At 60.6% G+C, this 19,901-nt stretch carries 22 protein-coding genes; 6 read left to right on the forward strand and 16 right to left on the reverse strand.

Annotation, left to right across the window (positions count from 1 at the left end):
• Window positions 1-39: 39 nt before the first annotated feature.
• The 6 genes from B2M20_RS01625 to B2M20_RS01650 form a co-directional block, all read right to left on the reverse strand.
• A complete protein-coding gene (locus B2M20_RS01625; RefSeq protein WP_079445357.1) occupies window positions 40-1,305 on the reverse strand; it encodes a CpaE/TadZ family protein in 1,266 nt (421 codons plus the stop codon).
• Window positions 1,302-2,039, reverse strand: coding sequence for a CpaD family pilus assembly protein (locus tag B2M20_RS01630; protein WP_079445358.1), 738 nt, complete (start codon window positions 2,037-2,039; stop codon window positions 1,302-1,304). The genes B2M20_RS01625 and B2M20_RS01630 overlap by 4 nt, the downstream gene beginning before the upstream one ends.
• A gap of 20 nt (window positions 2,040-2,059) precedes the next feature.
• Window positions 2,060-3,559, reverse strand: a complete 1,500-nt coding sequence (locus tag B2M20_RS01635; RefSeq protein ID WP_173815874.1) for a type II and III secretion system protein family protein — start codon at window positions 3,557-3,559, stop codon at window positions 2,060-2,062.
• Window positions 3,560-3,573: 14 nt separating this feature from the next.
• Entirely contained in the window at window positions 3,574-4,356 is a 783-nt protein-coding gene (gene cpaB / locus B2M20_RS01640) for a Flp pilus assembly protein CpaB (RefSeq protein ID WP_079445360.1), read from the reverse strand.
• Between the two features lie 126 nt (window positions 4,357-4,482).
• A complete protein-coding gene (locus B2M20_RS01645) occupies window positions 4,483-5,007 on the reverse strand; it encodes an A24 family peptidase (RefSeq protein ID WP_079445361.1) in 525 nt (174 codons plus the stop codon).
• Window positions 5,008-5,325: 318 nt separating this feature from the next.
• A complete protein-coding gene (locus tag B2M20_RS01650; protein ID WP_079445362.1) occupies window positions 5,326-5,496 on the reverse strand; it encodes a Flp family type IVb pilin in 171 nt (56 codons plus the stop codon).
• 382 nt (window positions 5,497-5,878) lie between these two features.
• Between B2M20_RS01650 and B2M20_RS01655 the strand changes: the two genes are divergently transcribed.
• From B2M20_RS01655 to B2M20_RS01665, 3 genes are all read left to right on the forward strand, one after another.
• Window positions 5,879-6,370, forward strand: a complete 492-nt coding sequence (locus tag B2M20_RS01655) for a pilus assembly protein N-terminal domain-containing protein (RefSeq protein WP_079445363.1) — start codon at window positions 5,879-5,881, stop codon at window positions 6,368-6,370.
• A 180-nt stretch (window positions 6,371-6,550) separates the two neighbouring features.
• On the forward strand, window positions 6,551-7,117 hold the full coding sequence (locus B2M20_RS01660; protein WP_079445364.1) for a TadE/TadG family type IV pilus assembly protein: 567 nt from the start codon (window positions 6,551-6,553) through the stop codon (window positions 7,115-7,117).
• A gap of 216 nt (window positions 7,118-7,333) precedes the next feature.
• Window positions 7,334-7,882 carry a TadE family protein gene (locus tag B2M20_RS01665; RefSeq protein WP_420799256.1) on the forward strand — a complete coding sequence of 183 codons (549 nt, stop codon included), beginning with the start codon at window positions 7,334-7,336 and terminating at the stop codon, window positions 7,880-7,882.
• Between the two features lie 109 nt (window positions 7,883-7,991).
• Here B2M20_RS01665 and B2M20_RS01670 read toward each other — a convergent pair whose 3' ends face one another.
• The 4 genes from B2M20_RS01670 to B2M20_RS01685 form a co-directional block, all read right to left on the reverse strand.
• Window positions 7,992-8,204 (reverse strand): cold-shock protein, encoded by a 213-nt coding sequence (locus tag B2M20_RS01670; protein WP_002714433.1) that lies wholly within the window; start codon window positions 8,202-8,204, stop codon window positions 7,992-7,994.
• Window positions 8,205-8,458: 254 nt separating this feature from the next.
• Window positions 8,459-8,740: a translation initiation factor IF-1 gene (infA, locus tag B2M20_RS01675; protein WP_011313644.1), complete on the reverse strand. Its 282-nt coding sequence runs from the start codon at window positions 8,738-8,740 to the stop codon at window positions 8,459-8,461.
• A 265-nt stretch (window positions 8,741-9,005) separates the two neighbouring features.
• The gene (locus B2M20_RS01680) at window positions 9,006-10,442 is read right to left on the reverse strand and encodes a DEAD/DEAH box helicase (RefSeq protein ID WP_079445366.1); all 1,437 of its coding nucleotides are present in this window, start codon (window positions 10,440-10,442) and stop codon (window positions 9,006-9,008) included.
• 345 nt (window positions 10,443-10,787) lie between these two features.
• A complete protein-coding gene (locus tag B2M20_RS01685; protein WP_079445367.1) occupies window positions 10,788-11,648 on the reverse strand; it encodes an RluA family pseudouridine synthase in 861 nt (286 codons plus the stop codon).
• A 112-nt stretch (window positions 11,649-11,760) separates the two neighbouring features.
• On the opposite strand from B2M20_RS01685, the gene ftsY reads away from it, so the two are divergent.
• Complete coding sequence (ftsY, locus tag B2M20_RS01690; RefSeq protein ID WP_079445368.1) at window positions 11,761-12,708, forward strand: signal recognition particle-docking protein FtsY; 948 nt, start codon at window positions 11,761-11,763, stop codon at window positions 12,706-12,708.
• A gap of 91 nt (window positions 12,709-12,799) precedes the next feature.
• Entirely contained in the window at window positions 12,800-13,402 is a 603-nt protein-coding gene (locus B2M20_RS01695) for a septation protein A (RefSeq protein ID WP_079445369.1), read from the forward strand.
• 52 nt (window positions 13,403-13,454) lie between these two features.
• Here B2M20_RS01695 and B2M20_RS01700 read toward each other — a convergent pair whose 3' ends face one another.
• The 6 genes from B2M20_RS01700 to ccmA all read right to left on the reverse strand — a co-directional run bounded on the left by B2M20_RS01700 (window position 13,455) and on the right by ccmA (window position 16,824).
• Window positions 13,455-13,817 carry a ComEA family DNA-binding protein gene (locus B2M20_RS01700; RefSeq protein WP_079445370.1) on the reverse strand — a complete coding sequence of 121 codons (363 nt, stop codon included), beginning with the start codon at window positions 13,815-13,817 and terminating at the stop codon, window positions 13,455-13,457.
• 138 nt (window positions 13,818-13,955) lie between these two features.
• A complete protein-coding gene (locus B2M20_RS01705; protein ID WP_079445371.1) occupies window positions 13,956-14,549 on the reverse strand; it encodes a DsbE family thiol:disulfide interchange protein in 594 nt (197 codons plus the stop codon).
• Window positions 14,546-14,725, reverse strand: a complete 180-nt coding sequence (gene ccmD / locus B2M20_RS01710) for a heme exporter protein CcmD (RefSeq protein WP_079445404.1) — start codon at window positions 14,723-14,725, stop codon at window positions 14,546-14,548. The genes B2M20_RS01705 and ccmD overlap by 4 nt, the downstream gene beginning before the upstream one ends.
• A gap of 5 nt (window positions 14,726-14,730) precedes the next feature.
• Entirely contained in the window at window positions 14,731-15,462 is a 732-nt protein-coding gene (locus tag B2M20_RS01715; RefSeq protein WP_079445372.1) for a heme ABC transporter permease, read from the reverse strand.
• A gap of 94 nt (window positions 15,463-15,556) precedes the next feature.
• Window positions 15,557-16,225, reverse strand: coding sequence for a heme exporter protein CcmB (gene ccmB, locus B2M20_RS01720; protein WP_079445373.1), 669 nt, complete (start codon window positions 16,223-16,225; stop codon window positions 15,557-15,559).
• Complete coding sequence (ccmA, locus tag B2M20_RS01725; protein WP_079445374.1) at window positions 16,222-16,824, reverse strand: heme ABC exporter ATP-binding protein CcmA; 603 nt, start codon at window positions 16,822-16,824, stop codon at window positions 16,222-16,224. The genes ccmB and ccmA overlap by 4 nt, the downstream gene beginning before the upstream one ends.
• A gap of 225 nt (window positions 16,825-17,049) precedes the next feature.
• Here ccmA and acnA point away from each other — a divergent pair, with 225 nt between their 5' ends.
• The gene (acnA, locus tag B2M20_RS01730; RefSeq protein ID WP_079445375.1) at window positions 17,050-19,767 is read left to right on the forward strand and encodes an aconitate hydratase AcnA; all 2,718 of its coding nucleotides are present in this window, start codon (window positions 17,050-17,052) and stop codon (window positions 19,765-19,767) included.
• The last annotated feature ends 134 nt before the right edge of the window (window positions 19,768-19,901 follow it).

The following is a 19,901-nucleotide window of genomic DNA, read 5'->3' on the forward strand; positions in this document are numbered from 1 at the left end:
GCTACGCTTGCCAAACACGACGGTACTCCACGCAATGACTTATTTTGCCCGCAACTTCTCGATGAATGGCGGCAGGAACGATTTTCTCGGCTTTTTCGCTTCGCCGCGGCCGGTGAGGCGTTGGGCGATCTGCAGGAACATTTCGGTAGTGCGATGGCTCGGCGCGATTTCCGCGATCATCTGGCCGTTGTTCGCGGCCGACCCGAACATCTGTGGGTCGAACGGAATGCTGACGATCGGCTGGCTTTCAATGGCCTTGGCGAATTCACTGGCGTTGATTTCCGGCCGCTTTGGAACCCCGACCTGGTTGAGGCAATACAGCGGAGGTCGATCGTTCGGCCGCGCGGCCTTGAGCAGGTCGAACAGGTTTTTTGTGTTGCGAAGGCTGGCGAGATCAGGTGTCGCGACGATGAGGATATCGTCTGCTCCGATCAGGGCTCGCCTGGTCCAGCCCGACCATTGATGTGGAATATCGAGCACGATGCAGGGCATCGTCGCCCGCAGCGTATCAAGGGTCGAATCGAATGCTTCCGTCCCGAAGTCATAGACGCGGTCCAGCGTCGCCGGCGCGGCGAGCAGACTCAGATGATCGGTGCATTTCGACAACAGGCGATCGACGAAAGCGGTGTCGATACGGTCCGGCGAAAAGACGGCATCGGCGATTCCTTGAGATGGATCCTGATTAAAGTCCAGCCCAGCGGTACCGAAAGCGAGGTCGAGGTCGGCAACAACGGAATCGAGCGCCAGATCGCGTGCAATAGCCCAGGCGACATTATGGGCGATCGCCGAGGCGCCGACGCCGCCTTTGGCACCGGCAATTGCGATGACCCGGCCGACCGCCTTCGCTTCCGGGGCTGAAAACAAGCCGCAAACGGAGCGTACGATGTCGATGGGAGCGGTGGGCGCGATGACATAATCGCTGACGCCGCGCTTGACCAACTCGCGATACAGCGTCACGTCGTTGACGCGGCCGATCACGATAACGCGCGTGCCTGCGTCGCACACGGTCGCAAGGTGGTCGAGTGCTGCCAGAATGTCGCCGCGCTCTTCGGTCTCGAGAATGATGACGTTCGGTGTCGGCGCCGACCGATAGGCTTCCACCGCAGCGGCCATGCCGCCCATCTGGATCTTGAGGTGAGCCTTGGCCAGCCGGCGATCCTCGCCGGCGGCTTGAACGGCCGTCGCTGTTTCCATCGTCTCGCAAAAGACCTGCACCGATACACGCGGCGCCGGTGCAATATGATCCTCCGCGCCCGGCGAAGGGGATGCGGTCGAGTCTGCGTCCTGGCGAGCGTAACTGATCATTTGCCTGTGTCGCTGAGTTTGGCTTTTTCGGCTTCGGGATAGTCCGTCGCGGTGGTCATGCCCTTGCGATACTTTTCGAAACCTTCGGTGCGGCGAGCCGTGTAGGGCGGGGTTTCGGGCCGCGGCTGGACGAGGTCCGATGGATTGTCGATCATCGATGCAAGGTTGCGCTGAGTGGCGCACCCCAAATTCCAGTAAGGCTTGTTGTCGAGATAGCCCCTGTTCTTGATCGAAGGGCCGAGATCGTCAGGCCAGACACCGCACGGGCCTGCCACGGCGCCGATTCGCGGATAGGTCAGGCGAATGGTTGCGAACAGGCGCGGATCGGCGGGGTGGTATTGCCGGACGATGATTCCGCGCGGCGGCACCCCGGCTGCGTTCAATAGCGAACGCACCTCCTTGAATGAATCTGCCGCCGCCCGGGCATTGCTGGTGCCCGTGGGTACCTCAGCGATAATGGCGCCGGTTCCCTCGCGGAGCCAGACGCTCGCAAGCCCGATGACATCTGCGCGCTGCGGAGCCGTCAGGCCGCCTCGTGTGTTGCCGACGAAGATATTGACGGTTTGGTCGGTTTCCTGGATCGCGATAGGATGCCGCAAGCGATAATCGTCCGGAATGCTCGCGGTGGTGTCCACCCGACCCGTATGAGTGCAGGCGCCCAGCGCGGCGGTGAGGCCGGCGACGAGGACGGCCATGCGAAGGTTGCGGCGTTCGGCGGAATCTGCGGATGTCATCGTTTCGTTCCTTGCCCGCCTCAGTCGGTGATGAAGCCGTAGGTGCCGCGATAGGGACGCGCGGGTTCGGCACGACCCGGAGCGCCGTAGATGCGGTTGATGCTTCCCAGGAGGTCGGACTGCGGGTCAGATGCGTCGGCGAAACCGTCATCGGGCCGCGACAGATCCTTTTGTGCGACGGCGCGCACCACATAGGGAGTTACGAGGACCACCAGTTCGGTCTGTCCGTTGACATAGTCGCGGCTGCGGAACAGCGATCCGAGGACCGGCAGCTGGGTGAGACCGGGCAAGCCGTTGATGGCCTGCTTGGTCTGTTGCTGGATCAGGCCGGCCATGGCCATCGAGCCGCCGGACGGAATCTCCAGTGTCGTTTCCGCGCGCCGGGTTCTTATCGAGGGGACGGTGAGCGAGTTGCCGATCGTCTGGGTTATCGTCATCGAGTTCTCGCTCGACAGTTCCGAAACCTCGGTCATCACCCGCAGGCTGATCCGGCCTTCGGTCAGTACCACCGGCGTGAAATTCAGCGAGATGCCGAACTTCTTGAATCTGATCTGCGTCAGGCAGACCCGGGTTGCGGGATCGCATGAATAGCCCGCTGGAATGGGAAACTCGCCTCCCGAGACGAACGTTGCCGACTCACCGGATATCGCGGTGAGGTTCGGCTCGGCGAGCGTCCGGATCACACCTGCGCTTTCCATCGCCCGAAGCGTAGCCTGTACGCTCGGGACCACCCCAGGATAGCCGGCCTGCCCAGGCAGGAGATTTGTCAGGCCGGAGGATCCGCTAAGAGCATTTCCAGTTACAAGCGGCCTACCGAGAGCGGTGAACGGATTCGAATTGCTGAAGTTCACGACCGCGGTGCCGTAGTTCATGTTGGCGGTGAGGTCGATGCCCATCTGCTTGATGATGGTGCGAGCGACTTCGGCGACCGTGACCTTGAGCATGACCTGGTCGCGACCCCGTACGGCGATATTATTGACGACTTTTTGTGCGCCGTCGGCGAGGCGTGCGGCGAGATCGCCAGCCTGTTGCGCCTCGATCGGGCTCGACACCCATCCTGAGAGCATGACTCCGTCACCCAAGCCATCGACCTTGATAGCGGCATTCGGCAAAAGCTGCTTGAGCGCGGCGCGCAAGCCGTTTAGGTCGCGCGTGACCGCGATATCGTAAGCCGAAATCTGCTGGCCGCTGCTGTCAAAGAATATGATGTTGGTTTGACCGACTGCCGCGCCGATGATGTAGGCGCGTTGCGCTGACCTCACCACGGCATTTGCGATCTTCGGGTCGGCGACCAGAACGTCCTTCACGTCGCGGGGCAAATCCACGACCACCGACTTACCGATACCGAGCGAGAGAGATTGCGCGGACATCTTTGCGCCGGCCGTTGCGGCGGACACGCGGTAATCGCTCGCGAACACTGGCGTCAACGCCGGGTTCAGCGTGAAAGCGCCAATTGCCGCGAAGGCGAATGACCGTGACACAAAGGCCCGTACTGATGTGGGTTTTGTCGTCCATTCCATGACGGGCGTCCTCATTACCTCTGCACGGTGGTTTGAGACGGAACGCCGTAACGGACGACATTGATGCTGTCGCGCCTCCGATCATCGGTGTCGCTTTCCGGGGCATTGGCGTCGGCGAGGCTGCGCAGCGCGAGCGACAGCGTTCCCATCTGGCGCGACCGCGCCAGCGTCTCCGCCTGCTCCGGTTTCAATTCGAGCGTCGCGGTCCTGCCGACCACGACCTTTTGTCCGTTCTTCTCCTCGATGGTCTGATCGACCGCGAGAACGCGTACGTTGCCGAGAATAGTCTCCGAGTTGACGGAATCCCCGCTCGGATGATCGGCGTCTTTCTCCCGCCTCGAGAGGATCACGTCGACGCGGTCATTGGGAAGAATGAAGCCGCCAGCGCCTGTCTCCGGCGAAATTTCGGTCGAAATCGCGCGCATCCCCGTTGGCAGGATCGCCGCCATAAACCCGGATCCCTTTGCGCTGACGAGCTTGGGTTCGCGAATGGGCTCTCCGGCGATGAAGGGCGAGCGGGCGATCGACCCCTCGAGTTGCGTGGTGGCGTCCGGACGTCGGTCGCGGCGAATGAAGCTGCTGCTGGCGCTATCCGCTGGCCAGGTCTGCCATGCCACGTCGCTTGCGGTGACCGCTTGGCCGAGCGGGATATCCGACTTCGCAACCAGGACGTCGACGGTCGGCAGCTGTACCGTCTGAGCGGGTTCGGGTTTCTTGTCGGATCCGCTCGCGAGGTAGGCGGCGAGGCCGCCAGCGCCGACTGCGATGGTCAGAACGACAATGCGGGCGGTATTCATGCGCTTGATTTTCCACGTTACGGCGCGGCGCTTGCGTCGCCGTCACGGGAGTTGAACATTTATTCGTCAAAGCATGGTTAATGAGGCGTATCTAAATCGCGTTAATGAGATGTTGCTTGTGCGCGATCACTGGAAACCGAAGCGCGTCAGATCGACTGCACGTATCCAGTCGGTTTCCGGATAAATCAGCAGAGCGGCAAAGGCGAGCGCGATGCCATACGGAATTCCTGTATTCTTGCCATGCAGTCGCAGTAGCCAGTCTTGACTGTAAAGCGATGCCGGCAATGGCCATTGCCGGAACTGGAGCAGCAATAGCGTCAGAACTCCGCCGAGCAGGGAAGCATAGACGAGATATTCCAGCGTATGCCCGAAGCCGAACCAGAGGGCGGCCGCGGCGGCCACCTTGGCGTCGCCGCCGCCGATCCAACCCATCGCAAAACAGGAGAAGGCTACAACGAGAACCGCCAGCCCCGCTCCCGCATGGGATAGCATCTCGTGAAGTCCCATGCCGCTCAGGAGGGCCATCACGAGAAAGCCGGCTACCAAAAGCAGCGAGACTCGATTCGAGATCGTCATGGTCAGCAGATCGCTCGCGGCCGCGAACGCCATCAAGGCGGGGAATAACAGCAATCGTGCGACATCGAGTGCCATGGAATACCCGTCCCGATTTCCTCTACGGCGGATCCGTTATGGAGTCCGATCGTAGTCGTCCGATGTGAACATTCTGGAAACGAGAAAGGTCATGGCCATACAGCGATAATTCTGGCTGCGATGGCAATGACGGCGATGGTGAGTGCCATGCAAATGGTTTGGATCGCCCGTTTCGTTGGCTCATCATAGGGCGAAGAATGCGTCTTGGGCACGGAATGTCTCGACATGATCGCTGCACGAAAAAAAGAAGGGAAGTAGGAACAGAAAAGGTCCCGGCATGCCGGGACCTTTTCGATCGCAAAAGCGGAAAGCTTTCGCTTACTTTTTGTTCAATTCGGTGTTCACGTTTGTGAACACGGTGTTCAGCGAAGTTCCGACCGTCTGGACCATCGTGATGATCGCGACGGCAATGCCGGCGGCGATCAGTCCATATTCGATGGCGGTCGCGCCGGACTCATCCTTCAGAAAACGCGAAAAAAGGGTCTTCATAACTGGCTCCATGTGTTCACGTGGCTGTCGAACTACCTGGTCCTAACGGCGTTCTCAGCACCGTGACCATGTCGTCACCGTAAGCGGGGAGAATTGCAGCGCAGTTAATTCGATTGAAGAAACACGGCCATAAGGGGCTATGTGTGTCTCAGAGTGAATTTATATTTAAGGGAGATTTATAAAAATGCGTTCGACATGAAACTGCGCTGGAGTATGTTCGCGGCGGCGGCTTCTGCAGATCGCCCTCCGTCCGAAAGCGAGGCGCCGGCACGTTTCCCTGGTACGCGTTTGCAGTTCATTCATCAATTAACGGCAAATTTCACGTCGTGGCCGGCAGTGTTGGCATTGTCCTTTTCGGTCCCTGTGCGTTCCGGAGTAGAGTATGTGGTTTAAGTCCCTGCGCAGCCCTTCGCCTGCTTCGGTCATCGGCATGTCGCTCGCAGCGGCAATTTTGCTTGGTCCGGTGGCGGCTCCCGCCGAAGTGACCAGTGAGCCGATTTCCGTCAATGTCGACCAGGCGAAGCTGGTCAGGCTGCCCGGGCATATCGCAACGATTGTGGTCGGTAACCCGCTAATTGCCGACGTTACCCTGCAGCCTGGCGGCCTCGTTGTCGTGACCGGTAAGGGTTATGGCGCAACCAACGTGATTGCGATGGACCGCGCTGGAAGCATTCTCGTCGATCGCATCATTCAGGTCGAAGGGCCGAGCGATCAGGTGGTGACGGTCTATCGGGGCCTGGAGCGTGAATCATATAGCTGCATGCCGATTTGCCAGAAGCGGGTCACCCTCGGGGACAGCACCGCTTACTTCAAGGCAACAATGGACCAGGCCAGCAATCTGAGTTCGCAGGCCGGCGGTACCTCCACAAAATAAGAGCGCCGATTGATGACTGGCTTCCAGCTCTGCTGGCAGCATTCCTTCACGAATTCTGAATCGGTTAATATCTGGTATACGGCGAGGGGCATTCTGCTCCTATCTGACGAAACACTTCAACAATCAGTTTCGGCTAGTCCTTGACGGTAGATAAATCCCGCCGTGTGCAAGGATTTCACGATGTCGCCGTTTCTCCGCCTCAGGTCCACAATCGCAAGCGCGGCTCGTTTTCGCGGCAACCAGCGCGGGTCCGCGGCGGTGGAATTTGCTCTCGTCGCACCGCTGTTCTTCGCGCTCCTGTTCGCGATCATCGAGACAGGATTGGTGTTTTTTGCGAGCCAGAGCCTTGAGACCGCCTTGCAGGACTCCGCGCGCGCGATCATGACCGGTCAGGCACAGATCAGCAATCTCACAAAACAGAGCTTCAAGGCCAACATCGTCTGCAAGTACGCCAGTGTTCTGTTCGACTGTGAGAACGGCATCTTTGTCGATGTCCAGAGCTACCCGTCCGGATTCGGGAGCGTGACGATCTCCGATCCGATCTCGGGAGGAAACTTCGTCGATAACACCCAATACAATCCCGGTGGCCCGGGCGATATCGTCGTTGTAAGGCTGTTCTATCAGTGGCCGCTGTATGTCACCGGACTGGGTTACAATCTTGCAAACCTCAGCGGCAGCAAGCGGCTGCTGTCGGCGACGGCCGCCTTCAAGAACGAGCCCTATCCGGCCCCGACACCATCATCCTGATGATCGGTGTGCTGGAAACGGCAGTGTATGCGAATTGAGAATGTGAAACCGATGTTAAGAGTGTTTTCGAGCGAAGTGGATACCGGTTCGCGTGAAGACAACGCGTCAAAACAAGAATCTGGGGCCTCGTTCCGATTTGATCGGAACGGAAATGGCTCGAGCATCCGGTCTTGCCTCAGACGTACGGCCGCAGCGCTGTGGCGGGATTCGCGCGGCTTGGCAGCGACCGAGTTTGCGATGATCGTGCCGATGATGCTGGTGATGCTGTTCGGGACCATCGAGGTGTCATCAGGCGTGGCTGTCAATCGCAAAGTCACGCTGGTCGCGCGGACTCTGTCCGATCTCACCTCGCAGTCCCGGGGGGTTAACGATGCCGATGTGACGAATTTTTTGGCTGCCAGCTATGGCATCATGTGGCCCTATAACTCGGCACCTGTTCAGGCCACGATTTCGGAGTTGTATATCGATCCTGCGACCTCGGTGGCGCGGGTGCAATGGAGCCAAGGTCAAGCGCCGCGAGGCACAGGGTCGACAGTCGGCATACCCCCCGGGCTCATCGGGCGGGATTCGTCTGGCAACGTGCTCCCCAATCAGTACCTGATCTTCAGCGAGGTCAGCTATCTTTATGAGCCGGTCCTCGGCTACGTGATCTCGAAGGCGGGCATCAGGCTAAGCGACACCACTTATACCCGCCCGCGTAAGTTCAGCTGCGTCACCTATCCCACGCCGGCCTCTGGCATTTATCCTCCTTGCCCGACCAGTTGAAGTTACGCGAAAACTCCAAGGTATCGTCACAAACCAAAAAAGGCCGCGCTGAGGGCGCGGCCTTTCTTCTGATGTGATCTTTTGGTTATCAACAGGAGCAGGTCGCTGCCTAACCAGCCGCGCGGAGATTGTCGGCTGAAGACTTTCCAGAACGGCGATCAGCGACGATTTCGTAGCTGATCTTCTGTCCTTCACGCAGCGTTCCGAGTCCGGCACGCTCAACTGCGCTGATGTGAACGAACACGTCGTTGCCGCCATCGTCAGGTTGAATGAAGCCGTAGCCCTTGGTTGCGTTAAACCACTTCACGGTTCCCATGCTCACGGGTAGTCCCTTTATCAAGTACGTATGTCGAAGCCCGCTTTTGGCGGGCTGGTGAGATTGGATTTTTGGAAGGGTCGTCAGCGTCTAAACCGGCTATACCGGTGGTAGCTAATGTCGTCCGGCCGAAAATCGCTAACCCTATATTATTCGAAGGTAAGCTCCGAAACAATCCTGACGTGCAGGATTTTTTAAAAGATGCGTCGCCGGGCCTTTGGCCCTCTATCGGCGAGCGGTCTTCTCCCACGCCGAGAAGGTTATCTGCGGCGAAACTGGCCACCGCGCGGTGGTCCGCTGCGCGGCGGGCCACCGGGACGCTCGTCCTTGTGCCGGAAGATCAGACGTCCCTTCTCCAGATCGTAGGGGGACATCTCGATGGTGACGCGGTCGCCGGCCAGCGTCTTGATCCGGTTTTTTTTCATCTTGCCGGCGGTATAGGCAACGATTTCGTGTCCGGCATCGAGCTGCACCCGATAGCGGGCGTCGGGCAGAATTTCGGTAACCAGTCCTTCGAACTGGATCAGTTCTTCTTTCGCCATGAGTTTCTCCGGATCGAGTGGCGGTTCACTAGATCACGATGATAGTGGATCGAAGCGATCCAAAACCATGACCGTGATCGATTCCGATATTCTGATAAGCGGGAAGGGTCGGAAAACCGCTACTTGCTCGCCCGCTCTGGTCTTGCGATTCTAGCATTTGCATCCGTCGGGCAGGAGTCCTGCACAGGAGTCCTGCAAATGATCTCTGGATCGGCATTCTCTTATCGACTTGCCGCGAGTGGATAGCAAACGTCACATTCACCCGCTAGCGCTGAGGCGGCTGGTTGGATTTAAGGCGCGCAGGCCGACTTTTGCGATGCAGGAACGCAACCCCCTGCATCCCGTCGGCCTTGCTCCCCTGTGATGAACGGGAGGGCTCTTGCCGGGCGGTTTCCGATCGGCGGTTCGTTTGCGGCGTCCCCTTGCCATTACGGCGGCGACGGCGCGGGCTTTTTGCGCCGGGAGCGGCGGCGTCCGCTCTGGTCGCATGACCGTGGGGTGCGGGGCGTCCGCTGCGAGGCTGTTGCTGAGCCGGCGCGGTCTCGCGCTGCCCCGGTGTCCGGCGGTCTTCTCTTGGCAGCACCACGCGGATCAGTTTCTCGATATCGCGGAGATAGGCCATTTCTTCCGCTCCGGCGACCAGGGAGATCGCCGCGCCTTCGGTGCCTGCGCGCGCGGTGCGGCCAATGCGATGGACGTAAGTTTCCGGGACATTCGGGAGGTCGAAATTGACGACGTGGCTGATCCCGTCAACGTCGATGCCCCGCGCCGCGATGTCGGTCGCAACCAGCGTCCGGATCTCGCCGGTTCGGAACGCCGCCAGCACGCGCTCGCGGTGGTTTTGCGATTTGTTGCCGTGGATCGCATCCGACCTGATGCCGGACTTGGCAAGGCTCTTCACGACCTTGTCGGCGCCATGCTTGGTCCGCGTGAAGATCAACGCCCGGTTGACCGGCTCCTGCTTCAGAAGCTGGGCCAGGAACGCGGACTTGTTGGCATGATCGACCTGGATGATGCGTTGGGCGATGCGGTCCACGGTCGAGGCGACCGGTGTTACCGCGACGCGAGCCGGATCACGTAACATCTGGTTGGCGAGTTCTGCGATGTCCTTTGGCATGGTGGCCGAGAAAAGCAGCGTTTGCCGCTTCACCGGCAGCTTGGCGATGACTTTGCGAATGTCATGGATGAAGCCCATGTCGAGCATACGGTCGGCTTCGTCCAGCACGAGAAATTCGACTTGGCCGAGCTTCAGGCCGTTGCTTTGAACGAGATCGAGCAAGCGTCCTGGCGTAGCGACCATGACGTCGACGCCGTGCATAACAGAGCGGACCTGCCGTCCCATCGGGACGCCGCCGATCGCGAGAGCTGAAGTCAGGCGCATGTGACGGCCGTAGGCGTTGAAGTTTTCGAGGATCTGGCCCGAAAGCTCGCGCGTTGGGCTGAGCACCAGAACCCGGCAGTTCTTGGATTGCGGCTTGATGCGATTCTGCAGCAGCCGATGCAAGATCGGCAGCGCGAAGGCCGCCGTCTTGCCGGTGCCAGTCTGGGCAATCCCGACAATGTCGCGTCCCGTAAGGGCAAGAGGAATGGTTTGAGCTTGGATGGGCGTGGGCGTCAGATAGTTTTCTTCCGCGAGCGCACGCAAAATCGGATCGGCAAGGCCGAAATCCTGAAAGGTAGACAAAAGGCTGTTTCTTTCCATTATGCGACCAGGCGCCCGGGCCACATCGGCCGGAGCGTACCAGGGCGTCTGTGACACCCGCGTGTTTGGGGCGTCGATGAGGTTAGCTAGAGAAAGGGCAAGCCAGAAACCGTCGGACGGGCTCAGAACACGCGGCTCGCAGTGACCTGATATCTTTCAAGGTCGTGCTATCATATGAAGCAGGAACGCGACGGATTCAAGGTGAATTGTCGTGGTTTCGCCCCGCGACGAGTTCCCGTGGAGCTATAGCCAGCCTGCCGTCATCGACGCTGGAGGTCCCACCCGGCCAGGAATGTACAGAACTTGGCCGTTGACCGGCAGCCCACTGCCAGTCGGCCTTTACTTTTACTGTCCGCTCCAACCGCAGACCTTGAGCAACGCGTGCAAATGCGCCGGCACCGGCGCGGTGACCACCACAGGCGGCTTGTTCTTCGAAAGGGGAATCGCGATCTCGCGCGCATGCAGGTGAAGGCTAGGCTCGCCGAAACGCGGGATGTATTGTTCGTTTCGCAGGCGGCGTAAACTGGCCTCGGTTCCGTAAATGGTGTCGCCGACGATCGGCCAGTCCATCGCCGCACAATGGACGCGCAGTTGATGGGTGCGGCCGGTAACCGGCTCCAGCGACAGCCAGGTGAACTGAACTCCATTTCCCTTTGTGGGGGAGGATTCGGGAAAGGGGTGAACTGCAGCCTCACAGCCGCTTGAGTTTACTTCGCTCCTGCACGCTTCGGGTTCGACCCCTCCCTCAGAAGGGGAGATATTAAGAGGAGATCGCCCCAGCACTTTCCATTTCGTGACCGACGGCAACCCGTTCGGATCTGGCTTCTGCCACCAGCCGCGTTCTTCGTTCAGCCGCCCGAGCGGAATGTCGACGGTGCCCTCGTTCTCGGCAGGGCCGCCCTCGACCACGGCCCAGTAGGTTTTTGAGATCTTGCCGTGCTTGAATAGCAAGCCGAGCGAAGCCGTCGCCTTGCGATGGCGTCCGAGCACCAGACAGCCCGATGTGTCGCGGTCAAGCCGATGGGCAAGCACCGGCGGTCGCGGCAGGCCGAACCGCAGCGCATCGAACGACGCTTCGAGATTGGCGCCGCCCTTGGGGCCGCGATGCACGGGGATGCCGGCCGGCTTGTCGATCACCAGCATCAACCCGTCGCGGTGGAGCACGCGGGCCTGGATTTCCTCCGGCGTCGGCTGTGCTGTATCCATGGCTCACATTAATTCCGATGTCGGCATAGCCTCATCCGAAAATTGCAGCTTTTTGGCATCGGGCCGCTCAACCCTTTCGCTCGCAGGTCGAAACGGCTAACACACCTCCATAATGAGCGACAGCACCGAGGACAAACCGAAACAAAGCTGGTGGCGTAGGCTGTCCGGCGGCCTCAAGCGGACTTCGACTTCGCTTGGGACCGCAGTGGCTGATCTTGTCACCAAGCGCAAGCTCGACCGCGCGATGCTCGACGACATCGAGGACGTGCTGTTGCGCGCCGATCTTGGAACCGCGGTCGCGGAACGCATCGCGGAGGCGGTGGGCGAGGGACGCTACGACAAGGCGATTTCCGCCGATGAGGTGAAGGCGGTTGTCGCGACCGAAGTGGAAAAAGTTCTTGCTCCGGTGGCACGGCCGCTGGTCATCGACGACACGTTAAAGCCCTTCGTCATCCTGGTGGTCGGCGTCAACGGCTCCGGCAAGACCACGACCATCGGCAAGCTGGCGGCGAAATTGTCCGCCGAGGGCCGCAAGGTGATGATGGCGGCCGGCGACACGTTCCGCGCTGCGGCGATCGAGCAATTGAAGGTATGGGGCGAGCGAACCGGGTCGCCGGTCATCGCAGGCGCGCAGGGGTCGGATTCGGCCAGTCTGGCATTCAACGCGCTGACGGAGGCGCGGAACGAGAAACGCGATGTGCTGCTGATCGATACGGCGGGTCGCCTGCAGAACAAGGCGGAACTGATGAACGAACTTGAAAAAATGGTTCGCGTCATCCGGAGGGTCGATGCATTGGCCCCGCATGCGGTGCTGCTCGTGCTCGATGCCACTGTCGGACAGAACGCGCTGTCGCAAGTCGAGGCATTTCATCGCACTGCCGGGGTCACCGGTCTCGTGATGACCAAGCTGGATGGCACCGCCCGCGGCGGTATTCTGGTGGCGCTGGCGGAGAAGCATAAACTGCCGGTACATTTCATCGGCGTCGGCGAGAGCATCGACGATCTCGCGCCGTTCACCGCGCGCGATTTCGCACGGGCGGTCGCGGGGATCGAGACCTAGTTTTTTTGTCATGCCCGCGTCGACGGGATATCGAAACCGTTCGGAATATCGGATCATCCGCTTTCGCGGACGGTCACAACAGGCAGGATGGATGGACAAGAAGCAACCGCACCCGCTGTTCAAGCTTGCGACCGAACTCGGGCCGCTGCTGGTGTTCTTCGCCGCCAATGCGAAGTTTAACCTGTTCGTCGCAACGGCTGCGTTCATGGTGGCGATCACAGTGGCGATGATCGCCTCCTATGCGGTGACCCGACATATTCCGTTGATGGCCCTGGTTACGGGGGGTATCGTCATCGTGTTCGGTACGCTGACGCTGGTGCTGCACGACGAAACCTTCATCAAGGTGAAGCCGACCATCATATACGGGCTGTTCGCAAGCGTGCTCGGCGGCGGGTTGCTGTTCGGCCGCTCCTTCATCGCGATCATGTTCGATCAGGTGTTCAATCTGACGCCGCGCGGTTGGCGGCTGTTAACGCTGCGCTGGGCGCTGTTCTTTTTCGCGATGGCAATCCTCAACGAATTCATCTGGCGTACCCAAAGCACGGATGTCTGGGTCAACTTCAAGGTTTTCGGCGCGGTCCCGCTCACCATGATCTTCGCGATGATGCAGATGCCGTTGACTAAACGCTATCAGCTGGAGCCCGCCACGCTCGAGGCCAGCGACGCGAGGGAAGGCGATATCGGGAAAGGCTAATCGCTTCCATCCTTTCGCGGCTTGCGAGAGCAATGTGCAACGAAGGCGTGATTTACTTTGGTTGCGAGGCGATGATCTGGCCGGAGATCTTCTTGTAGGTCGCTTCAGGAAGAATCTTCTTGGAGACGAGTTGGTCCTTCTTGGCGTAGGGACGGCCGGCGATGATCTTGTCGGAATACTTGTCGCCGATGCCCTTGAAGGCCATCAATTCTTCCTTGGTCGCGGTGTTGATGTCGAGCTTTTCCGCGTCGGATTTCGCGGGCGCCGTCTTGCTGGCAGGCGCCATTTTCCCCGCCGGCGCCATCCTGTCGGAGTGGGGAGCGGGTTGAAACGACTGGGCCATCGATGGTGAGGAAACAAGCAGGCCGAGCGCAAGAACGGCGGTGGTGATCGAGGCGAGCGTGTAACGGCGCATGAAAACCTCCCTGAGCGGGTGTTTGCTGGCGACGCCAAGTTAGCTGGGAATTTGCGGCGGCGGCATGGCCGTCAAATGAACGGCGGATAAATGCCCTGAATATTCTCGCGGAGTCTTCGTCGCGACGACAAAGCGATGTTACGAGCCCGCCTTCAGGGCCTTTTCGATTTCCGGCTTCAGCACCGCTTCGATATTTTGGGACGTGATCTCCCCGACCAGCTTGTAGGCGATCGTGCCGTCGCGCGCGACCACGAAGGTCTCGGGCACGCCGTAGACGCCCCATTCGATGGAGGCCCTGCCATGGCTGTCGACGCCGACGACGTCGAACGGGTTGCCGTAGCGGCCGAGGAAGCGGCGGGCGTTGTCGGGGGCGTCCTTATAGTTAATGCCGACGAATTGCACGCGCTGATCCTTGGCGAACTCGGTCAGCAGCGGCGCCTCGCTATGGCAGGGGACGCACCAGGAAGCCCAGACATTCACAATGCTGACCTTGCCCACGAAGGTTGCGGGGTCGATCCCCGGCACCGGCTTGCCATCCGCCATGAGGTCGGACAGTGGCGGTAGCGTGGTTGTAGGCGCGGCACGGCCGATCAGCGCGGAGGGGATTCGCGAAATGTCGCTGTCGCCGAGTCGGAACCAGAACAAGAGTGCCAGTGCGGCAAAGACGACGAGCGGCAGCGCCATCAACCAACGTCGTTTGGGGGTGGCCGACGGAATTGCGGGGTCGGTCATTGAACCTCCGCAGCGCTGCGCCCCGATCGCCTGATGGCGCCCGCGGCTTCAAGGCCGCGCAGGCGCGCCTTCTGACGGCGGTAGTCCACGATCACCCAGACAATGAGCGCCACAACCACGGTTGCGACCGATACATAGGAGGTCACGATGAAAGAGGCATAAGGACCGAGCGTCATGGCCGTCACGCCGCCGACTTGCTGGCTTGCAGCATCTGCAAGGTGCGCACGCGTCGGCGCAGGATCTCGTTCCGCATCGCCGCGATATGCAGCGTCAGGAACAGCAGCGTGAATCCAATCGCCATCACCAGCAGGGGGATCAGAAACGAGCGGTCGAGTGTCGAGCCACCCATGCGGATAACCGAGGCCGGCTGATGCAGCGTATTCCACCAGTCGACCGAGAACTTGATGATAGGGATGTTGACCGAGCCAACCAGCGTCAGCACCGCGGCGGCGCGCGCGGCGCGCGAGGGATCCTCAACCGCGCGCCACAGCGCCATCAGGCCGAGATACATCAGGAACAGGATCAGCACCGAGGTCAGCCGCGCATCCCATTCCCAATAGGTGCCCCACATCGGCCGGCCCCACAGTGATCCAGTCAAAAGGGCAAGGAATGTGAAGGCTGCGCCGATCGGAGCGGCGGTCTTGGCAGCGACGTCCGCAAGCGGATGCCGCCACACCAGCGTGCCCAGCGCGGCAATGCTCATCACGCCCCACACGAACATCGACAGCCACGCATTCGGAACGTGGATGAACATGATTTTCACGGTCGCGCCCTGCTGGTAGTCGTCGGGCGCGATGGCGGACTGGTACAGGCCGATCGCGAGCACCAGCGCGGTAACGGCCACGAGCCACGGCAGAATCCGGCCGGCAAGCGTGAGAAACCGGGAGGGGTTGGCGAGATCAATCAGGGTCATGGCACCACTGATAGTCGCCGTAGCTACGTCAGGCAATGCGGATTTGCGTCCGGTTTCTTTCCTGAGCAAAAATTGATTAGCCGCATGCTGCGCCTCAATCCAGCCCGTGCCGCAGGCTGGCGGCGGCGGCAAAAGGGCCGATCACAAGGCTCGCCAGCGACAGCGCGCACAGAATCGAGAACGGCGTGCCGAACGGCGATGGTCCGGACACCGCAGCGTTAGAAGCGGCGACGCCGAAGATCAGTACCGGGATCGACAACGGAAGGACCAGCACCGAGAGCAGCAGCCCGCCGCGACGCAGGACGACGGCGAGGGCGGCGCCGATCATTCCGGTGAAAGTGAGCGCGGGCGTTCCTGCAAGGAGCGTCAGCGCCACGGCGCCGGTCGCGACGGCGTCGAGGTTGAGCAGGAGTCCCAGGATCGGCGTTGCGGCGACCAGCGGCAACCCTACCGCCAGCCAATGCGCCAACGCCTTCGCGGCGCAAGCCAGCTCTAGCGGCGTGCGGCTCATGACGATCAGGTCGAGCGAACCATCGTCGTGATCGGCGGTGAACAGGCGATCGAGCGTCAGCAGGCTTGCGAGCAGTGCGCCGAGCCAGAGAATCGCGGGGCCGAGCTTTTTCAGGAGCGCGAGATCGGGGCCGACCGCGAACGGCATCAGCACCACGACGATAAGAAAAAACAGCACGCCGATCAGCGCGCCGCCGCCGACGCGCAACGCGACGCGGATATCCCGGCGGACCAGGGCGGAGAGGGCGGTCATGCTGTCCTCCCGATCCGCAGTTCCTGCACGGCAATGCCGAGCGGCGTATGGGTTGCGGCCAGAACGATGCCGCCGCCCGCGAGATGGCCGGTCATGATGGCGGCGAAAGCGGCTTGGCCGGTGACGTCGAGGGCCGAGGTGGGCTCGTCCAGCAGCCAGACCGGGCGCTTGACCGCCAGCAGCCGGGCGATCGAGAGCCGTCGCCGCTGTCCCGCCGAGAGATAGGCCGCCGGCAGATGCGCGACATGATCGAGCCCGACCGCCGCGAGCGCATCCGATTCGCCAGATTTTCCGCCGCCGAGGAAGTCCCGCCAGAATGACAGGTTTTCGTTGACCGTGAGCGCAGGTTTCAAAGCATCGCGATGGCCGAGGTAGTGCGCCTGTTCGGGCAGCGTCAGCTCCGGATCGCCACCCTCAAGGCCGATCGATCCACCCGCCATGGCCAACAGCCCGGCCAGCAGCCGTAGCAGGGACGTTTTCCCCGCGCCGTTGGGGCCGGTGATCGCCACCGCACGGCCCGACTCCGCCATCACATCAAGGCCGACAAAAACCTCCCGCCCTCCCCTTACGCACCGCAAGCCGCTGCCTGAAAGTCTCATGATGGTCCTGTTCGCGGAACTGATTGTTTCCGTGGAGAGCTGAAAGGCGGGGGCACAGGCATTGTGGACGTGGCGGATGGTCTGGAAAGACTCTATAAAACTGGAACTTGATGCAGCACAAAACGCGCCGCAACGAAACCCCGGGGACTCGGCGTATCAGCGGTGTTTTAATACCTTAAAAGTTTGCCGGACCGGCGCCCCAGACTTTTTGGATCGGGATTTCACATGGCTTCGCTCGATAGCTTCAAATGTCTGAAAACCCTCAAGGTCGGTGGCAAGACCTATGCTTACTACAGTCTGCCGGCTGCGGAAAAAAACGGTCTCAAGGGCATCTCTCGGCTGCCCTATTCCATGAAGGTTCTTCTGGAAAATCTGCTGCGCAACGAGGATGGCCGCTCGGTGACGAAGGAGAACATTACCGCATTCGCCAAATGGCTGAAGAAGCGTAGGCTCGATCACGAAATTGCATTCCGCCCTGCTCGCGTGTTGATGCAGGATTTTACCGGTGTGCCCGCGGTGGTCGATCTCGCGGCGATGCGCAATGCGATGCAAAGTCTTGGCGGCAAGCCCGAGAAGATCAATCCGTTGGTGCCGGTTGATCTCGTCATCGACCATAGCGTGATCGTGAACTTCTTCGGTGACAACAAGGCGTTCGCCAAGAACGTGGTGGAGGAATACAGGCAGAACCAGGAGCGCTACGAGTTCCTGAAATGGGGCCAGAAGGCATTCTCAAATTTCTCCGTGGTTCCGCCCGGCACCGGCATCTGCCATCAGGTCAATCTGGAATATCTGGCGCAGACGGTGTGGACGAGGAAGGAAAAGCTGACGATCGGCCGAAAGACCGCCAGCACCGAGGTTGCCTATCCGGATACGCTGCTCGGCACCGATTCCCACACCACCATGGTCAACGGTCTTGCCGTGCTGGGCTGGGGCGTCGGCGGCATCGAGGCGGAAGCCGCCATGCTCGGCCAGCCGCTATCGATGCTGCTGCCCGACGTGGTCGGCTTCAAGCTCAAGGGCGTGCTCAAGGAAGGCGTCACCGCTACCGATCTCGTACTCACCGTCACCCAGATGCTGCGCAAGCAGGGCGTCGTCGGCAAGTTCGTCGAGTTCTACGGACCTGGCCTCGATCATCTGTCGGTCGCGGACAAGGCGACCATCGCCAACATGGCGCCGGAATACGGCGCGACCTGTGGCTTCTTTCCGATCGATGCGGCGACCATCGATTACCTCAAGACTTCCGGCCGCACGGCGGCCCGTGTTGCACTGGTGACGAAATACGCCAAGGCGCAAGGTTTGTTTCGCAGCGTCGCTTCGACTGATCCGGTATTCACCGAAAAGCTGACGCTCGATCTCGGAACTGTGGTGCCATCACTCGCGGGACCGAAGCGGCCGGAGGGCCGCCAGCCGCTATCGGCAGTCGCGGACGGCTTCGCCAGTGCGCTCGCAGACGAATACAGGAAGACCGACGCCACGGCGCGTTTCCCGGTTGAAGGCCGCAACTTTGATCTCGGACATGGCGACGTGGTGATCGCTGCGATCACCTCATGCACCAACACATCCAATCCGAGCGTGCTGATGGCTGCCGGGCTGCTGGCGCGCAAGGCAGTGGCGAGGGGACTGACCGCGAAGCCCTGGGTGAAAACGTCGCTGGCTCCGGGCAGCCAGGTGGTTGCCGAATATCTCGCGGCGTCAGGACTTCAACTCGACCTCGACAAGGTTGGTTTTAATCTGATCGGATTCGGCTGCACAACCTGCATCGGCAACTCCGGGCCGCTGCCGGAAGAGATATCGAAGTCGATCAACGACAACGGCATTGTCGCCGCCGCCGTGCTGTCGGGTAACCGCAACTTCGAGGGCCGCGTGTCGCCGGACGTGCAGGCGAATTATCTCGCCTCGCCACCGCTGGTCGTCGCCTATGCGCTGGCGGGGTCGGTGACCAAAGATTTAAGCCGCGAGCCGCTGGGGACGGACAAGGATGGCAAGCCGGTGTACTTGAAGGAGATCTGGCCGACTTCGAAGGAGATCAACGCCTTCATCAAGAAGTACGTGACCTCAAAAATCTTCAAGAAGAAGTACGCCGACGTGTTCAAGGGCGACGATAACTGGCGCAAGATCCAGACGGTTGCGAGCGAGACCTATCGCTGGAACATGAATTCGACCTATGTGCAGAACCCGCCTTACTTCGAAGGGATGAAAAAGGAGCCGGAGCCGATTGCGGATATTGTCGATGCGCACATTCTGGCGATGCTCGGTGACAAGATCACCACCGATCACATCTCACCAGCGGGCGCGATCAAGCTGACGTCGCCGGCCGGAAAATATCTCAGCGAACATCAGGTGCGTCCGGCTGATTTCAATCAGTACGGCACGCGGCGCGGCAATCATGAGGTGATGATGCGGGGCACCTTCGCCAATATCCGCATCAAGAACTTCATGCTCAGGGGCGCTGATGGCACCGTCCCGGAGGGCGGGTTGACCAGGCACTGGCCGGACGGCGAGCAGATGTCGATTTACGACGCCGCGATGAAGTACCAGCAGGAGAATGTCCCGCTTGTCGTGTTCGCCGGAGCCGAATACGGCAACGGCTCGTCGCGCGACTGGGCAGCCAAGGGAACGCTGCTGCTCGGCGTGCGTGCGGTGATCTGCGAGAGCTTCGAGCGCATTCACCGCTCCAACCTCGTCGGCATGGGCGTCCTGCCGCTGACTTTCGAGGATGGCGCGTCCTGGCAATCCCTCGGGCTCAAGGGCGACGAGACGGTGACGATTCGCGGCTTGCAGGGCAATCTGAAACCGCGCCAGAAGCTTACGGCGGACATCGTTTCTCGCGATGGTTCGCTTCGCCGTGTCTTGCTGCTCTGCCGCATCGATACGCTCGACGAGCTCGACTACTACCGCAACGGGGGTATCCTGCACTATGTGTTGCGCAAACTCGCAGCTTGACCTGCCGATCCTATTCCGACATTTGCATCGCGTTCAAGCGATGCGTTGGAATCAAGAGGATCTGCAGCGATGTGAACTGGAATGGAAACAATTTACATTTGACCTTCGCATCCGGAAATCGTGATCGCCGGGGC

The sequence above is a fragment of the Nitrobacter vulgaris genome (assembly GCF_002028545.1).
Lineage (GTDB): Bacteria > Pseudomonadota > Alphaproteobacteria > Rhizobiales > Xanthobacteraceae > Nitrobacter > Nitrobacter vulgaris.